This is a genomic window from Hymenobacter sp. 102 (assembly GCF_049949205.1).
In the GTDB taxonomy this organism is placed as follows: domain Bacteria; phylum Bacteroidota; class Bacteroidia; order Cytophagales; family Hymenobacteraceae; genus Hymenobacter.
In genome coordinates this window covers 965,552-981,586 of record NZ_CP188172.1, presented here as the reverse complement: position 1 = coordinate 981,586, position 16,035 = coordinate 965,552, and the positions used below count along the sequence as shown (strand labels likewise).

The 16,035-nt window shown below is 60.5% G+C and carries 15 protein-coding genes; 11 read left to right on the top strand and 4 right to left on the bottom strand.

All coding sequences use genetic code 11. The features are described 5' to 3' along the window. Positions 1 to 228 precede the first annotated feature (228 nt). Positions 229 to 1,629, bottom strand: coding sequence for an NAD-dependent succinate-semialdehyde dehydrogenase (locus ACN19L_RS04310; RefSeq protein WP_426492310.1), 1,401 nt, complete (start codon positions 1,627 to 1,629; stop codon positions 229 to 231). Positions 1,630 to 1,863: 234 nt separating this feature from the next. Between ACN19L_RS04310 and ACN19L_RS04305 the strand changes: the two genes are divergently transcribed. From ACN19L_RS04305 to ACN19L_RS04280, 6 genes are all read left to right on the top strand, one after another. After that, a complete protein-coding gene (locus ACN19L_RS04305; protein ID WP_426492309.1) occupies positions 1,864 to 2,421 on the top strand; it encodes an RNA polymerase sigma factor in 558 nt (185 codons plus the stop codon). 2 nt (positions 2,422 to 2,423) lie between these two features. Beyond that, positions 2,424 to 3,314 (top strand): anti-sigma factor, encoded by an 891-nt coding sequence (locus ACN19L_RS04300; protein ID WP_426492308.1) that lies wholly within the window; start codon positions 2,424 to 2,426, stop codon positions 3,312 to 3,314. 131 nt (positions 3,315 to 3,445) lie between these two features. Further along, positions 3,446 to 3,997, top strand: coding sequence for a heme NO-binding domain-containing protein (locus ACN19L_RS04295; RefSeq protein ID WP_426492307.1), 552 nt, complete (start codon positions 3,446 to 3,448; stop codon positions 3,995 to 3,997). A 162-nt stretch (positions 3,998 to 4,159) separates the two neighbouring features. Further along, positions 4,160 to 4,990 (top strand): hypothetical protein, encoded by an 831-nt coding sequence (locus tag ACN19L_RS04290; RefSeq protein WP_426492306.1) that lies wholly within the window; start codon positions 4,160 to 4,162, stop codon positions 4,988 to 4,990. Between the two features lie 101 nt (positions 4,991 to 5,091). Continuing rightward, positions 5,092 to 5,652: a hypothetical protein gene (locus tag ACN19L_RS04285; RefSeq protein WP_426492305.1), complete on the top strand. Its 561-nt coding sequence runs from the start codon at positions 5,092 to 5,094 to the stop codon at positions 5,650 to 5,652. Positions 5,653 to 5,720: 68 nt separating this feature from the next. Continuing rightward, the gene (locus ACN19L_RS04280; protein ID WP_426492304.1) at positions 5,721 to 6,716 is read left to right on the top strand and encodes an alpha/beta fold hydrolase; all 996 of its coding nucleotides are present in this window, start codon (positions 5,721 to 5,723) and stop codon (positions 6,714 to 6,716) included. A gap of 19 nt (positions 6,717 to 6,735) precedes the next feature. Here ACN19L_RS04280 and ACN19L_RS04275 read toward each other — a convergent pair whose 3' ends face one another. After that, a complete protein-coding gene (locus ACN19L_RS04275) occupies positions 6,736 to 6,966 on the bottom strand; it encodes a hypothetical protein (RefSeq protein WP_426492303.1) in 231 nt (76 codons plus the stop codon). 192 nt (positions 6,967 to 7,158) lie between these two features. On the opposite strand from ACN19L_RS04275, the gene ACN19L_RS04270 reads away from it, so the two are divergent. Both ACN19L_RS04270 and ACN19L_RS04265 read left to right on the top strand, forming a co-directional pair. Then, entirely contained in the window at positions 7,159 to 7,548 is a 390-nt protein-coding gene (locus ACN19L_RS04270; RefSeq protein ID WP_426492302.1) for a hypothetical protein, read from the top strand. Positions 7,549 to 7,818: 270 nt separating this feature from the next. Beyond that, positions 7,819 to 8,508, top strand: a complete 690-nt coding sequence (locus ACN19L_RS04265; protein WP_426492301.1) for a carboxypeptidase-like regulatory domain-containing protein — start codon at positions 7,819 to 7,821, stop codon at positions 8,506 to 8,508. A gap of 97 nt (positions 8,509 to 8,605) precedes the next feature. On the opposite strand, the gene ACN19L_RS04260 is transcribed toward ACN19L_RS04265, so the two are convergent. After that, complete coding sequence (locus ACN19L_RS04260) at positions 8,606 to 10,093, bottom strand: APC family permease (protein ID WP_426492300.1); 1,488 nt, start codon at positions 10,091 to 10,093, stop codon at positions 8,606 to 8,608. A 137-nt stretch (positions 10,094 to 10,230) separates the two neighbouring features. Between ACN19L_RS04260 and ACN19L_RS04255 the strand changes: the two genes are divergently transcribed. Next, positions 10,231 to 12,960, top strand: a complete 2,730-nt coding sequence (locus ACN19L_RS04255; protein WP_426492299.1) for a hypothetical protein — start codon at positions 10,231 to 10,233, stop codon at positions 12,958 to 12,960. Positions 12,961 to 13,122: 162 nt separating this feature from the next. After that, positions 13,123 to 13,557, top strand: a complete 435-nt coding sequence (locus tag ACN19L_RS04250; RefSeq protein ID WP_426492298.1) for a hypothetical protein — start codon at positions 13,123 to 13,125, stop codon at positions 13,555 to 13,557. Between the two features lie 82 nt (positions 13,558 to 13,639). Here ACN19L_RS04250 and corA read toward each other — a convergent pair whose 3' ends face one another. Continuing rightward, a complete protein-coding gene (corA, locus tag ACN19L_RS04245) occupies positions 13,640 to 14,854 on the bottom strand; it encodes a magnesium/cobalt transporter CorA (protein ID WP_426492297.1) in 1,215 nt (404 codons plus the stop codon). Positions 14,855 to 15,012: 158 nt separating this feature from the next. Between corA and ACN19L_RS04240 the strand changes: the two genes are divergently transcribed. Then, positions 15,013 to 16,023, top strand: coding sequence for a hypothetical protein (locus tag ACN19L_RS04240; protein ID WP_426492296.1), 1,011 nt, complete (start codon positions 15,013 to 15,015; stop codon positions 16,021 to 16,023). The last annotated feature ends 12 nt before the right edge of the window (positions 16,024 to 16,035 follow it).

The following is a 16,035-nucleotide window of genomic DNA, read 5'->3' as shown; positions in this document are numbered from 1 at the left end:
TCCCTTCCTGGCTTCACCGGAAAGGACCGTTTGGGGTTTAGGGTTGGCTTCAGTAGCACTCGGTACTCCTGTGGACTTTCTTAGCTGCTACCTACACGGTGTGTCGTGCGCGTAGAGGCGCCTGCTTGCGTCTCACTCGTTGCTGATGCTGTTTACCCTGAACGAGCCCCGGCGTCCTTGTTCAATGGCGAGACGCATATTCGCGTCTCTACACCGTTCGGCAAGGCGTTACTCAACCTTTTTTGCCGGTTCAGTCTTGGGCTCGGGAGCAACCCAGATAGACTTCTGATTGACGAACTCCCGAATGCCCAGGTGCGACAGTTCGCGTCCGTAGCCTGACTTTTTCACGCCCCCGAACGGCATTTCCGGCGACGACTTCACCAGACTGTTCACAAACACGGCCCCGGCCTCCACGCGGCGGGCCAGCGCCTGGCCCCGAACCGCGTCGCGCGTCCAAACCGAGCCGCCCAGCCCGAAGCGGGAGTCGTTGGCGAGGCGGATGGCATCGTCGGCGTCTTTAGCTTCCAGAATGATGGCTACGGGGCCGAAGAATTCCTCCGAATAGGCCCGTTGGCCGGGTTTTACCTGGCTGAGCATCATGGGCCGGAACAGGGCCGTGCCGGGCTTGCTCTGGCCGCCGTACAGCTCCACTTTAGCGCCTTGTTTCACGGAATCCTCTACTTGCTGCGTCAGCTCGTCGGCGAGGTCGGCGCGGGCCAGGGGGCCGTATTGGGTAGCCGGGTCGAGCGGGTCGCCGGGACGGAAAGCCAGCAGGTGGGTTTTCATCTGGCTGATAAAGTCCTTCAGTATCGGTTTCTCCACAATGAAGCGCTTGGCGGCAATGCAGCTCTGGCCAGCGTTAATCATGCGGGCCTGGGCGGCGGTTTTGGCGGCCAGAGCCACGTCAGCGTCGGCCAGCACAATAAATGCGTCGGAGCCACCCAGCTCCAGCACGGTTTTCTTGATTTGGCGGCCGGCAGTGGCCGCCACGGCGGCCCCGGCCGGCTCCGAGCCGGTCAGCGTTACGGCCCGCACCCGGTCGTCGGCAATCAACTTCTCCACCACATCGGAACCTACCAGCAGCGTGCGGAAGGTGGCGGGCGGGAAGCCGGCATCGTGGAATATTTTTTCCAGGGCCAGCGCGCACTGCGGCACGTTGGAGGCATGTTTGAGCAGCCCCACGTTGCCGGCCATCAGGGCCGGGGCGGCAAAGCGCACCACCTGCCAGAACGGGAAGTTCCAGGGCATAACGGCCAGCACGATGCCAATGGGCTCGTAGGCAATGAAGCTGCGCTGCGCCTCGGTTTTGATTTCCTCATCGGCCAGAAATTGCTCGGCGTGCTCGGCGTAGTAGTCGCAGCAGAGGGCGCATTTCACGGCCTCGGCCCGGCCATCAGTCACGGGCTTGCCCATTTCCAGGGCCATCAGCTCGGCCAGCTCCTGCTGCCGCTCCCGCAGCAGCTCGGCAGCCCGGCGCATCAGCGCGGCCCGGTGCGCAAAGGTGGTAGTACGCCACTGGCCAAATGCCCGGTGGGCCTGGGCTACAATCTGCTCGGTTTTAGCTTGGCCGAAAGGGCGAAAGCGCCGCTCCACGCGGCCGGTGTAAGGATTCAGGGATTCGATAGGCATGGCGTTGGGCAAAAGGAGTAAGAAACGGGCAGTTGGCAACCCAAACAAGTACGGCAGGCGGGTGGTTATGCCAGCATCGTAACTCCGGAACCAAGCGGCCCGTAGCACGGGGGCAGGCAGCCGAAACCTCACTTTCTGGGTTCTGCCGCGCCGAAATTTAGGTTTATCGTGTACTTTCGTTTCATTCGCAGGGTTTGGCTGCGTACGCCATCCTGTTCCTTTTAGCTGCTGCCCGTGTCTGCTACTACTCCAGAGTCAGCTGCCCTCGAAACTGAAGTTCTGCTCGTGCAGCGTTTGCGCGACCGGGACGAAGGGGCCATGACCATTTTCTACAACAAGTACTCCGCGGCCCTGTACGGTGTAATTCTGCGCATCGTGAAAAAGGAAGAAACGGCTGAGGATGTGCTGCAGGAAGCAATGGTCAAGATCTGGCACTCCTTTCCATCCTACGACGCCGAAAAAGGACGCCTGTTTACGTGGGTGATGAATGTGTGCCGAAATTTAGCCATTGACAAAATCCGGTCCCGACAGTACCGCGTAGGTAGTCGTATGCAGCCCATCGAAGAAAGTGCAGCGCTGCGGCAGGCCGCCGAGCCTTCGTTCCGGCCTGAGCACATTGGCCTGCAGGAGATGACCAGCCAGCTGACTCCGGATCAGCGGCAAATCGTGGACCTGCTTTATTTCGGCGGATTTACGCAAAGCGAAGTGGCAGAAGAACTAAACCTACCCCTTGGGACGGTAAAAACCCGGGCCCGGGCGGCTATCAAAGTACTTTCTAAACTGATTCGGTAATCGTGAACGTACAGGACTATATCGAATCTGGCATCCTCGAAGAATACGCCTGCGGCGTACTCAGCGAGGCCGAGCGCGCCGCAGTGGAGCGCATCGCGCGGGAACACCCGGATGTAGCCCGGGAGTTGCAACAAGTAATTACTGGACTGGATGCTTACGCGGAAGCCCATGCTGTGACGCCTCCGGAAGCCATGCGGGAGCGAGTACTGGCGGGCTGGCAACAAGCCATTCGGGCTACGGCCGAACAGGAAAAAACCGGTTCCAAGACGGAGGCTTCAACTGCCGCCCCGTTCATGACGGCCTCCGTAGCATCGCACGAGCGGGAAACGGCAGGTGTCTCCGAAGGTGTTGTACGGCAACTGCCCGCCCCCAATGGGCTGAAATGGCTGATTGCCGCTTCAGTGGCATTGTTGCTGCTCAGTGGCTTGGGTAATTATCTGCTCTACAGTCGGCTGCAGGAAACAGAAGCCAATCTGGAAGTAGCTCAGTCGGAGCAGTCACGCTACGCGGCAACGCAGCAGGCAGCCCTGAAAGAGCGGGACCAGGAGCTAGCCGTTCTGCGCAGTGCCGATTTCCGCGCAGTGGAGTTGAAAGGCACGCCCAAAGCTCCCGAAGCTATGGCGCGGGTATACTACAACCCCAAAACCAAGGCCGTGTACGTGGATGTGCGCAACCTGCCGGCTCCGCCCAGCGGTAAGCAATATCAGCTCTGGGCTCTTGACAACGGTAAGCCCGTGGATGCCGGGGTACTGGCCTCGGCTACCGCAGCCGGCGACAGTATTCAGCAGATGAAGGAGATTGCCAGCGCCCAGGCGTTTGCCATGACGGTGGAAGACGCCGGCGGGGTTTCCTCGCCCACGCTTAGCACCATGACGGTAATCGGTAACCTATAAGGTAGCTGAGCAGTACAGGAAGGGGCAGGCCGCGTACGCGGCCTGCCCCTTTGTGCGTTTGGGCCTGTTTGCGGACCACCTGCGCAAAAAGCACTTACCTTGCTGCTTCCACAAAGTCTTACGCTGTACCTGTGCACGGAACCATATTCACCCTGCTAAAACGCTACGTTCAAACCCAATACGACCATAGTACCTGGGTGCGGCTGCTGGAGGTATCGGAACTGACAGCGGCCGACTTCGACCACAAGAACGTATACCCCGATGAGCACATGTACCGGCTGGTAGGGGAGGCTGCCACAATGACCGGGCTTTCGGCTGATGAACTGCACGAGAAATTTGGCGAATACCTGGTCCCTGACTTAATGTATATGTACCAGCGCCTGCTGCAGCCGCACTGGACCACCCTGGATATGCTGGAGCATACGGAGGGGACCATGCACCGACAAGTGCGGCAGGAGCACGCCGAAAATGCGCCGCCCGTGCTGAATATAACCCGGGTTTCGCAAGATGAACTGCTGATTGACTACGTGTCCAAGCGGCGGATGGGCGCCCTGGCCGTGGGCATCGTGCGGGGGGTGGCCGCCTACTACGATGAGGCCGACCAGATTGTGGTGGAGCCCACCACCTCAGAAAACGGGGAGAAAGTGCGTATCCGGGTCCGGCGGGTGCAGCCGGAGAGGTAGAGACCAGTCTGGCCAAACATTCATGCGGGCTACGTGCGTACTATAGCGCACGTGAGAGTTTGTTTTTTGTGTATGCTGCGTGTTTTCGTACTTCGGATAGGCTTGGGTTTCAGTGCCCTGCTGCTATCCTGTTCCTCCGATTCAGCCACCAAGTCCACGCCTGTGGCCGTTTCCGCGCCGGATGACATCCCGCTGATGCGGCGCGGCAGCCCGTTTTGGCTGGAATGGGCCATGAATCCGCTCTGGGAAGATGGACGGGCCGAAGTAGCGGAATACGACGCGGAACAGGAACTGGAGGGTGAATCCCGGCGCTTCACGCTCACCCAGATTACCGGCAAGCAGGAATTCAGCCAGCAGTTTAACGTGCAGACTTCCCAGCGGGGTATTCGCGACGCGTTTCCGGTGCTGCAGCTTACCCAGCTGTACAGCGTGCCCGGGCAGCCTTACCCGCAGCACGTGCAGGTATGCCAGGTTTTCCGCCGCGACCAACCCGTGCAATTGCACAAGCTCACGGCCACGGTGCAGGAGTGGGGTGGCAGCGTGTTCAAAACCCTGACCGATGATGGCCTGCAGTACCAGCAGCAGTACAATTCCTATCAGGAGGGAGAGGGGGCCGGGCAGCGGCTGCTGCATCGGGGGGTGCTGGTGGAGGATGCGCTGCCATACACTCTGCGTAGCCTGAGTTTCGAAAAAAAACCGGCTTTTGCGGCCCGCATCTACGAGCTGCAGCAAACCAGCCACGCCTCCGCGCCCAGTCTGTACAAGGCCCGCATTCAGGTGGAAGAAGCAGCGGCGGCCGACACCCCGGAACCAGCCTGGCGGGTACGGGTACGCCTTTCGGCCACCCGGGAGAATGTATATTGGTTTGCCCGTTCCTATCCCAACGTGCTGCTGCGGCAAACCACCTGGAATGGCCGCCGCCTGTGGCTCAAGAGGCTAAGCCGGGTACCTATGCGCACTCCCGCCGACTCGGCCGCCGCTCCGGGAGCCTGAATCACCCTGTAGTGGCTGCCTAGAGAAGAAAGAACAGGCTGAGCTCCGGCAAATGGCGTAGCTTTACGGTTCAGCTTGCGGCTGTTTATTGTTACCTGCCTATGCCCGGTTTGTTCCAGGAAATTTTTGAGCGCGCCCGCCGGGAAAAACGGCTGCTGGGCGTGCGCACCAGCCAAAGTGACCCAAGCCGCTTCTCAGTGGGCTACGTGCTGAGCTATTCCGACGAGGTAGTGATGCTACGCATTATCAACCGGGACGGCATGTCCACGGCCATTCAGTCGTTTAATCTTCCGGAGATTTTCCAGCTGGATTTCGATGACCAGTACATCCGCCACGTAGAGTTCAAGGCCGATAATCTGGATAAAGTGTACGCCGGCGTAAAATCTCCCCCGTTTCTGGAGCAGGAGTACCTTACGGTGCCCCTGCTGCTGGAGCGGGCCCAGCAACAGGGGCAGCTGGTAAACGTGTACACCCACCTAGGCATGGACTATTACGGCTACGTGCGCCAGCTGACCGCCGAGCAGGTGCTTATGGAATGCTTCACGGAGTACGGCCTGCCCGATGGGCTGGTGGTGTTCCGGGTGGAGGAAGTCCGCAACTTTATTTGGAGCAACGAGGATACGCGGGTGCTGGAGCTGCGTCTGAAGCAGCGGGGAGCTTAATCAGTCCGGGCATAACCTAACGCCGCAACGGAGAGTTTACGGGGTGTCCTTCTTTCATCTCGCTCCGTATGCTGCGCGTCTGTTTTTGCCTATTGCTAAGTGCCTGGATGCTGGCTGCCCCGGTTGCGGCTCAGGTGCCGGCCCCGCTTAATGCCACGCTCGACGGGTTTGCTTATCCGTATCCGGTACAATACCTGCCCCTCACGCTGGAGGGCCAGCGCGTGCGCATGGCCTATATGAATGTGCCGGCCACAACTGCCCCCAACGGGCGCACAGTGGTATTGCTGCACGGTAAAAACTTCTTCGGCGCTTACTGGCGCGAAACCATTCGGATACTTACGGCCCGGGGCTTCCGGGTAGTAGTGCCCGATCAGGTAGGTTTCGGTAAATCCGATAAGCCCGCCCTGCATTATTCCTTTCATCAGCTGGCCCTCAATACGCACCGCCTTCTGGATACTTTAGGTATAAAGCAAGCCGTGGTGGTGGGGCATAGTATGGGCGGCATGCTGGCTACTCGCTTTGCACTGCAATACCCACAGCAAACAGCGCAGCTAGTGCTGGAAAACCCTATTGGGCTGGAAGATTACCGCTTGGGTGTTCCGTTTCAGCCCATTGCAGAGGTAGAGGCCACCGAACGAAAAAGTACTGAAGCCAGCATTCGCAAGTACCACGCTACCTATTACCCCCACGGCTACCCCAGCGCCCACGACGAGTGGTTACTGCCGCTGGCAGCTCAAACCCGCCACCCCGACTTTCCACGGGTAGCCCGGGCCAATGCCCTTACCTTCGCTATGATTTACCAGCAGCCGGTATGCTACGAGTTCGGACTATTGCAGGTGCCTACGTTGCTTATTATTGGTCAGGATGACCGAACTGTGGTGGGTAAAGGCCTCATCAAAGACCCCGCCGTACTGGCCCGTATGGGACAGTATCCCGCGCTGGGTCAGCGCACGGCCGCCGTCATAAAAGGCAGCCGATTGATAGCGCTACCAGGCGTGGGGCACATTCCGCATTTGGAGGCCACAGAGGCCTTTCACCGGGAACTGCTGGCATTTCTGCAGTAAGCTAGTAACGTGGCCCAGCCTAGTGATGATGGTGGTGATGCCCACTGTCGGGCTTGCCGAACAGGTTGAGCAGGGAGCCGAAGATGTACAGACCCAGCCAGCAGAGGTACAAGTAGTTGTAGCCGGCGGGCTGAGCGTGGCCCAATGCCCGGATAATGAGCTGCGCGCCCCCGCTCATAATGGCTCCCACCAGGGCAATGTACTGAAAGCTGTTGAGGGCACTGGGCCGGTAAAGTTTTGAAAAGTCCATGCGCTAGTAAGAAGTCAGGGCTTCTACCGGGGTTCCGGACAGGAGAGCCGGGCAGCAGAAGCAGGCAGTAAAAATAGGTACGGGAATTTTGGGGCGGGGTATGTACTACTGGCAAAGGCGGGTGAAGTTCAACCCCGGCCCCGTGGCGCGCGTACAGCCAGCAGATACGTTCCACTCAACCCCGCCCCACGCATGGCTACCAATAACGAAAATTCGAACAAGGACATCATCCACAACGACAACCAGGCCATTCCGGAAAATGAGCAGCTGGAAAAAGAGAAGGAATTCAAGCAGGACATGAGCAATGGCAAGGCGGCCAGTGACCCCTCGGCCCAGCGCAACACCGGGGCCGGTGGCTACACCCAGCGCTCCGACCAGAAAGATCAATTGGAGAATCTGCACATTGGAGGAGGTGAAGGCCAGCCCCAGGGCGGCAACGAGCACCACGAAGCCGGTGAGCAAGCCAGTGGCCCGGGTTTTGAGGTAGAAGGTAGCTATGATATGGGCAACCCCATCCGTTCTCAGGAACAGGAGTTTGGCGAGAAAGCCCCTAGTGGTCCCGCCAAGCCCGCCCACGATTAGTACACTTCTCAGCGTCTGCGCCCCAGGTACAAACGGCCGGTTCTCAATCTGAGAGCCGGTCGCTGTTATTTTCGGATATGGCACTAAAACTGTCTGTTTTATGCAAGGAGAGTAATAAGCGTATCCAAAAATTGGAAAGATGCTAGGAGGACCATCGGCAAAAGATTTATCTTTAGCAGCCGGTTGTGTCAGCCTTCCGCAACGGAAACCTGACGCAGCCCGGCTCACTTCTTTCGCCTACACAGTTCCCACCTTCACTCTACCCGGCTTATGGATGCCAATACATCTACCCCAACTGAACCCGAAGACATTTCCGCAGACCTGAGCCACGAGGAAGAAGAGTTTTCTTCCGGCAACCGGAAGCTGGCCATCATCGTCGGCAGCATTCTGGTGTTGTTGGTGCTTGGCTATATACTGCTGCCGGCCCAGGCTACCCGCCGCATTGCCAGCGCCATGCCCGTCATGGAGCTGGGGGAGGCCACCGTAACGGCTTCGCGCCCCACGGAGGAAGCCGAGCCGGAAGCGGAAGCTCCGGCGGCTACGCCCGCCAGCAAGGCCGCCACTACCACCGCCAAACCCACTGCTACGGCTGCAACCACCACTGCCGCCCCTGCCACTGAGGCACCGGTTGTGGCCGCCGCGGAGGAGCCGGTAGCCGTAGAGCCGGTACCCGCCGCATCGGCAGTTGCCGAGGCAGCTCCCGCTACTGTTACCATGAGCGGCCGTATTCTTGACGAAAACGGCCGCCCCATGGCGGGAGCAACCGTAATGGCCCGGGGCTCGAAGAAAGTAGTGGGCACCGATGCCAACGGCAATTACTCCATTGAAGTACCGGCCGGCGAAAACACGCTGGTGTACGGCTACGGCGGCTACGAGGACCAGGAAGTGCGCACCCGCAGCACCCAGCCCCAAAACGTAACCCTGCTGCCCCGGGAAGGCGCCCGGCGTAAGCGCCGCTAGACTGTCCCTCGAGTACAGGCAGCAGGAGTCCACAAAAAAACCGTTCCGGCCAGCCGGAACGGTTTTTTTTGTGGACTCCTGCCGGCAAAGCTTCCGGCTATTCATCCTGCGTTGGGCTGCCCGCCGCAAACCGCTTGCCGAACAGGAAGTACACCGGCACACCCAGGGCGACCAGCAGCAGCCCGCGCTGGGCAAACTTGGAGTTGGCGGGGTCGGTGAGCAGGATAAAGCAGAAGGCGGAGGCCAGCACCACGTACAGCAGCGGCACCACCGGGTAGCCCCAGGCCCGGTAGGGGCGCGGAGCCTCGGGGCGGGTGCGGCGCAGCACGAAAATGCCGATGATGGTGATGACGTAGAACAGAATCACCGAGAACATCACGTAGTTCAGCAGCTCACCGTAGGAGCCCGAGAGGCAGAGCAGGCAGGCCCACAGGCACTGGCCCCACAGCGCCACGCTGGGCACCCCGGCCTTGTTCAGCTTCGCCATGCCGGGAAAGAACACGCCATCCTTGGCCATGGCGTAGTACGCCCGCGCCCCCGAGAGCAGAATGCTGTTGTCGGCGCTGAAGGTGCTGATCATAATGAGCACGGCCATCACGTAGGCCCCGGGCGCGCCCAGAATGGCCTCGGCGGCGGCGGTGCCTACCCGGTCGTTGGCGGCATACATAATGCCGCGGCCCATTACGTCGGTGGCCGTGGGGTCGCCGTGCAGGGGCAGCACCAGCAGGTACACCACGTTGATGAGGATGTACAGGGCCGTCACGATGCCGGTGCCCATGGCCATGCTGAGCACAATGGTGCGCTCGGGCCGTACAATTTCATCCCCTGAGAAGCCGATGTTGTTCCAGGCATCGGAGCTGAACAGGGAGCCCGTCATGGCCAGGCCAATGGCCGATACCAGGGCCGTTACGGTGAGGGGCGTGCCTTGGCCGGCGGCATCGAAGCTCATGGCCTGCCACACGTGCTGGAAGTTCTGGCTCACGGCCTGCCCGTTCACACCCAGCGTAAGGCCGAACAGGATGAGCAGGCCCAAGGCCACCAGCTTGGTGCTGCCGAAGATGTTGGAAATCAGCTTGCCCGAGCGTACGCCCCGGGAGTTGATGAAGGTGAGGAACACTAGCAGCCCGATGGCCAGCAGCTGCACCGTGCTGAAGGTGAAGGTGCCCAGCAGCGGCACGCCTTCCAGCTGAAACAGCACGTTGCTCTCCGAAAACCAGGGCAGCAGCACCCCCGTGAAGCGGGCAAATGCCACGGCCACGGCCGCAATAACCCCGGTCTGAATTACCAGAAACAGCGTCCAGCCGTACAGGAAGGCCACCAGCTTGTTGTAGGCCTCGCGCAGGTACACGTACTGCCCGCCTACTTTGGGGAACATGGAGGAAAGCTCGCCGTAGCTCACGGCCCCGGCCAGGGTAATCACGCCCGTCAGCAGCCACACCACCAGCAGCCAGCCCGTGGAGCCCACCTTGCGGCTGATATCGGTGCTGACGATGAAAATACCGGAGCCAATCATGCTGCCGGTCACAATCATGACGGCGTCAAACAGCGTAATGGCCCGCTGAAAATGGCCTTGTTTTTCGGACATAGGGAGGAGGGTAGGAAGTGTTTCGGGGCGGAAGATAGAAAACTGCCCCGCAAACCCCGCTACCGCCCGGGCCGTAGCAACGGTGCACTCCGCGCCGAACTACTATTTTTGCCGGCCCCATCTCCCGGGTTTCCCGCATGTCGAACCGCGTACTGGTTTTCTTAACGGCTTTGCTGCTCTTCACGGCGCTGGGCTCCTACGTGTATTACCGCCGCACCGTGGCCCGCGTACCCGTGGACCCCTGGGCTCTGGTGCCCGACGATGCCGTGCTGGTGGCCGTTACCCGGGACCATCCCACGCTGGTGCGCCACCTGAAGGAAACCCAGCTTTGGGACAATCTTTCGGCCGTGCGCTACTTCCAGCAGGTGGAGGAGCAGCTGGTGCTGGCCGATAGCCTTACCGGGGGGCGCAACGTGGTGCTACGGTTTCTGGGGCGTAAGCGGGTGTTTACCTCCCTGCACGTAACGGGGGCGGGCCAGTTCGATGTGCTGTTTCAGATTCCGATTGGCAGCGTACGGGAGTACCGGCAGGTGCGCAGCCTGCTGGAAGGCCTGGGCCGGGACCCGCAGTTCCGGGTAACCGACCGGCAGTACGCGGACCAGCTGCTGACCGAGGTGCGCCCCCGGGGCAGCCGGGAAGGCCTCACGCTCATGAACTACCGCAACCACCTGCTGCTAAGCGCCAGTCCGGCGCTGGTAGAAGCCGTGGCCCGCCGCCTCGAAAACCCGGAAACGCCCACCGTCGCCGCCGATTTTCAGAATACCGACTTTTTCCAGTTGCGCGACGTGGACGCCACCGTGCTGCTCAACCAGCGGCGGCTGCCGCAGCTGCTGGGCGTTTTCTTCCGCCAAGACCTCACCCCCGAAATAACCACGGTGGCCAGTCTGGCCCGCAACAGCCTCACCGAAATGAAGCTGGCCGGCAACAAGGTAATGCTCAGTGGTTTTGCCAACCCCGAAACCACCCGCGACGGACTGCACCAGCGGCTGCTGGGGCAGCCCACCCAGCGCCTGCGCATGGCCGAGGTGCTGCCACTGCGGGCGGCGCTGGTGGTGCACGTGGGGTTGGGTCCGGCTGCCGCACTGCGCGGCCCCCGTCCGCCCGCCCGCCCCGATACTGCTTCGGCCCGGACCACCGGATTGCTGGACAGCCTCACGGCCCAGCTTAGCCAGGAAGTGGCCTTGTGCTACCTGAGTACGCCTTCGGCCCGCGCCCGGCCGGGCAAGCTGGCCGTGGCCTACTCGCCCAACCCCGGCAAGGTGGGCGTGCTGCTGGGCCAGCTGCGGCGGGCAGTGGGCACCAGCCCGGCGTTTGAGCGGGTGGGGCCGTACCAGCTCTACCAAACGGGCGTGCCCGAGCTGCCCCGGGAGCTGCTGGGCACCATGTTCCGGGGCTTTGCGCGGCCGGTAGTGGCGCAGGTGGGCAACTACGTGGCATTCGGGGATGACGAGGCCGCCCTGCGGCAGTGGCTGACGGATATAACCGCCGGAGAAGTCTGGAGCCGCTCACCCACGCAGGTGGCGTTTCTGCAGGAAACCCAGCCCTTAGCCCGGCTGCGGGTGCTGCTGGATACGCGCAACTGCTGGAACCTGCTGCTGCGGGGGCTGCAGGAGGAGCGCCGGGCCGGGCTGCTGCGCAACGAAACCCTGTTCAAGCGGTTCCCGCAGGTAGGCCTGCAGTGGGTGCCGCCCGCCGATGAGCGGGAGCCCGGGGCCCAGTATTTTACCCAGGTAGTGCTGCGCCACCCGGTGGTGGGTCCGGCCGAGGCCCGCCCCCAGAACCAGGATGGTACCGGCAGTGTGCTGGCGTTCAAAACGCCCCTGAGCAGCTCGCCCGAGGCCGTGCCCATCAATGGAGCCAAGCTGCCGGGCGTGCTGGTGCAGGATACGGCTCAGGTGCTGCACTACATCACCCCCGATAACGTGGTGGCCTGGTCTGATACGCTGCCGGGGCCGGTGGTAGGGCCCACCTACCGGCTGCCGGGGGCTACGGGTTTTTTGCTGGCCACTCCCCAGCAGCTGTTTCAGTACAACAACCGGGGCCAGCTGCAGCCCAACTTTCCGCTTAACCTGCCCGATACCGTGCGTGCTACCTCCCTGAGCGTTTCGCCGGCGGGGGGAAATACGCCGCGCCGCTTGTTGGTGGCAGGGGCCAGCGGCAACCTGTTTCTCTATGATACCCAGGGGCGCACGTTCCCGGGCTGGCAGCCCAAGCAGCTGGAGTTTCGGTTGGCTGGCCCCCCGCAGTACCTCACCGTGGCCGGGCGTGATGTGCTGGTAGTGCTGCTGGAAAACGGCTACGTGTACGCCTTCGACCAGGCCGGGGGCATTTACCCGGGCTTTCCCATCAGCATGGGCGGGCGGCTCAGTGAGGGGGTACTGGCCGAAACCGGCACCACGCTCAGCCGCAGCCGTCTGACGGTGGTCAACCAGCACGGGGAGTTGATCAGCTTCACGCTGAGCGGAGATATTGTGAGCCGCCGCCGGGTGGCTACCTGGAGCCGCAGCAGCCGTTTCCGCCTCGTGCCCGACCAGCAGCTGCGCTCCTTTGTGGTGGTGCGCGAGGAGGGCGGGCAGTGTGCCGTGTTTGATGCGACGGGCCGGCAGCTGCTGCGCCAGCAGTTTGTGACTTCGGCTCCGCGCTCCGTGCAGTATTTCAACTTTGGGCCGGGCCGGCAGCTGTACGCCCTCACCGAAACCGGCCCTGGCAACCTGTTTCTCTACGATGCCCGCGCCCGGCTGCTAAGCGGGCAGCCGTTCCGCAGCACTGCCCCCCGCGTTGCCCTCACCTTCGACCCCGTCACCAACATCTACCACCTGTTTAGAGTGGTGAATACGGAGCTGCGCCGTACCGACGTGAAGCTGTAAGTGGGCAATTATCGTTGCGAGTAAGTATAACGAAGTAACCTGTTCTTTCCGAAGTGCCTGTTGTTAGTTTGCTAAATATGCTGAAAAAGCTCGATGAAAAGATTTGAAACAAATTTCACTAATCATCTAATTGGGTTAAGGTCAATATTGATATACACAACAATGTTTATTGTTGCAGTAATGCTTCTTGGAATTTCAGAAAGTGTTGGAATTATGATAACTATTTTGCTTTTATATACATTGCCTGCTATAATAGTACATATTCAATACTATTTTTTAAATAGAGGAAGTGCGTTTCTGGTGAAGAATGAAAGAATTTTCATCGAAAGCAAGCATGGTTACGATATGAAGGAAATTGAGGGAATAATAAGAATTGATTTATATGCTGCCGGGGGTGTATTCAAGAAGATTGAATGGGATGCTTATCCGGTTCAACAATATCATTACATTAAAATATCAACTGATTCTGAGGTTTACTATGTGACTTCGATTTTATTTGATGTCACAATAGAAAAAAGACTTAAGCGCTTTATTGATTACCATGATGCGGTTTATCACAGGCACAAGAAAATCATACCATTTATTAGCCTGTCGTAGAGGGTGAGTATAGTCAAAAGCCTGACAGCAGAACCAGATATCAGCAAGCATCAGGGCTTCAAGCAATGACACATTCGCAGCATTACTTATTCGTGAGCCAGCCTTTCCGGTAGAAATAGGTGAGCTGCCCGATGACGATAAGCGCCAGTACGCCCAGCAGCACCGGGTAGCCCCAGGGACTGTACAGCTCGGGCATGTTGAGGTAATTGATGCGGCCGTCGGGGCCCTCGCGCTGGAAATTCATACCGTACAGACCCACCACAAAGCTCAGCGGAATAAAAATGCTGCTGATGATGGTGAGCACCTTCATCACCTCGTTGGCCCGGTTCGCCTGGTCTGACATGTACAGCTCCACCAGGCTGCTCACCGTTTCGCGGTAGCTCTCAGCCAGGTCCAGGGCCTGAATGGCGTGGTCGTAGCAGTCCTTAAAGAATACCTTGATTTCGTCGGGGACTTCCTCATCAGGCATGCGCAGCAGCTCGGCAATCTTTTCCCGTTCGGGGTACACCAGCCGGCGGAAACGCACAATGTCCTTCTTGATGTGCAGAATGCGGTTGAGCACCCGCCGGTCGGGGCGGCCCTGGAAGATGCGCTCCTCCAGCGTCTCCAGGTAGTCGCCGATGGCGGCCATGGTGGGGTAGTAGTGGTCCAGCACCACATCGGTGAGGGCGTAGGCCAGGTAAAGCGGGGAGCGGCGGCGGATGTTACTGCGGCCGGTGCGCAGGCGCAGGCGCACGGCCTCCAGGCAGTCCTCATAATCATCCTGAAACGTGAGCACGTAGTTGGCTCCCGTAAAAATGGACAACTGGTCATCGTCGATGTCCAGCAGGCGGGTAAACTCCGTCATGCGCGACACCAGAAACAAGCCATCCTCGGTTTCCTCTACCTTGGCCCGCTGGTAGTCGTTCAGCACGTCTTCCATCTGCAGCGGATGAATGCGGAAATCTTCCTGAATACGCTGCATCAGCGGCAGGTCGTCGTAGCCGCGCACGTCAATCCAGTGCTTCTGCTCCGGGTGCTGCTGAAAGTAGGCCAGTAGGTCATCGTAGCGGCGGTACTCCTGCTCCTGAAAAAATGTGTCGTCGTAGGAAATCAGGAACAGGCGCGGGACTACGGCATCTTCCCGCACAATGAGCGTGCCGGGGCGCTGGCCCACCGTCTGCTGTCGGGCCTGGCGGGTCGCATCCCGGTCGGAGGTAACGCGCGCGTGCAACTGGTCATCGTCTTCTTCCTCAGCAAGCGGTACCGTGGGGAGCGGGGCGGGCAGGGGAGTGGTAGTGGGAGGTGGAGGGGTCATGCGCGCAGGAAAAGCAATACACGGGGCAGTTTACGGGATTCCGCCGGAAAAGCTGGCCCGTACGGTTGTGACTCCCGGGAAAAACCGCTCGGCAGACTGCAGCGTACAGCGGCAGGCGGGAAATCCTCGTACTTTCGCCCCCGCATTACCCGTTGTCCTTGTCCTCTTCTCCGTACGCTGCGCCCTGTTTTCTGTCGTCGCCGACTTTGCCGGAGGGATATCGTGTGCGGCTGACGACGGGCACTGAGGCCGGGCCGGTGCTGCCGGCGGCCTATTCGCCCTGGCTGTACCTCACGCCGGCCCACTTGCGGCTGCAGCATCACCCCGGCGAGCGGCTGCACTTCTTTCTGGAGCAAGCCGATTCGGCCCATACCGTGGCGCAGCTATCAGTTTTTCTGAGCGCCGATGCCACCGCGGCCCGCAGCCCCTGGCAGGCCCCGTTTGGGGCGGTGCAGGCGGCGGCCGGGCTACCCGCCCCGGCCATCCGGGCGTTGCTGCTGGCTGCCGAGGCGGAGCTGCGCGCCCGGGGAACAGGGCGGTTTACGCTGCGGCTGCCCGCTTTTGCCTATGAGCCGCCGGCCCTGGCCCAACTCACGCACGTTCTGACGCAGCTAGGCTACCAGGTGACGCTGGCCGAGCTTAATAACCACCTGCCGCTGGACCAGGAGTTCCGGGCCCGGCTGCACCCCTCGGAGCGGCGGCGGCTGCTTAAGTGTGAGCGGCACGGCCTGCGCTTTGAGCAGGAGCCGCCCCTGCTGCTGCCCCTGGCCTATGAGTTTCTGCGGCGCTGCCGGCAGGAGAAGGGGCAGGACCTGTCGATGACGCTGGCGCAGGTGCAGGCCCTGTTTCGGGAGTTCTCAGACCATGTATTCCTGTTTTCGGTGCGGGATGCAGCCGGGGAGTGGGCTGCCCTCACCATTGCCATTCGGGTGCGGGAAGATGTGCTGTATAATTTCTACCCCGCCAGTCCGCTGGCTTACAATACCTTTAGTCCGGTAGTACTGCTGAATGCCGGGTTGCACGCGTTTGGACAAGCCAGCGGTATGCGCCTGCTCGATTTGGGAACTTCCACCTTGCCGGAGGGCCTCAACCAGTCCCTGCTGCAGTTCAAGCGCCACCTGGGCGGAGTCCCCAGCCTTAAGCTGACGCTGGAAAAAATGCTGGACTAACGCCGGTTGTGG

Coding starts and splice junctions, on each gene's coding strand:
- ACN19L_RS04250 (WP_426492298.1), top strand. CDS start 13,123: ATGTTTATTGTTGCAGTAATGCTTCTTGGAATTTCAGAAAGTGTTGGA.
- ACN19L_RS04285 (WP_426492305.1), top strand. CDS start 5,092: ATGCCCGGTTTGTTCCAGGAAATTTTTGAGCGCGCCCGCCGGGAAAAA.
- ACN19L_RS04280 (WP_426492304.1), top strand. CDS start 5,721: ATGCTGCGCGTCTGTTTTTGCCTATTGCTAAGTGCCTGGATGCTGGCT.
- corA (WP_426492297.1), bottom strand. CDS start 14,854: ATGACCCCTCCACCTCCCACTACCACTCCCCTGCCCGCCCCGCTCCCC.
- ACN19L_RS04310 (WP_426492310.1), bottom strand. CDS start 1,629: ATGCCTATCGAATCCCTGAATCCTTACACCGGCCGCGTGGAGCGGCGC.
- ACN19L_RS04260 (WP_426492300.1), bottom strand. CDS start 10,093: ATGTCCGAAAAACAAGGCCATTTTCAGCGGGCCATTACGCTGTTTGAC.
- ACN19L_RS04275 (WP_426492303.1), bottom strand. CDS start 6,966: ATGGACTTTTCAAAACTTTACCGGCCCAGTGCCCTCAACAGCTTTCAG.
- ACN19L_RS04265 (WP_426492301.1), top strand. CDS start 7,819: ATGGATGCCAATACATCTACCCCAACTGAACCCGAAGACATTTCCGCA.
- ACN19L_RS04255 (WP_426492299.1), top strand. CDS start 10,231: ATGTCGAACCGCGTACTGGTTTTCTTAACGGCTTTGCTGCTCTTCACG.
- ACN19L_RS04270 (WP_426492302.1), top strand. CDS start 7,159: ATGGCTACCAATAACGAAAATTCGAACAAGGACATCATCCACAACGAC.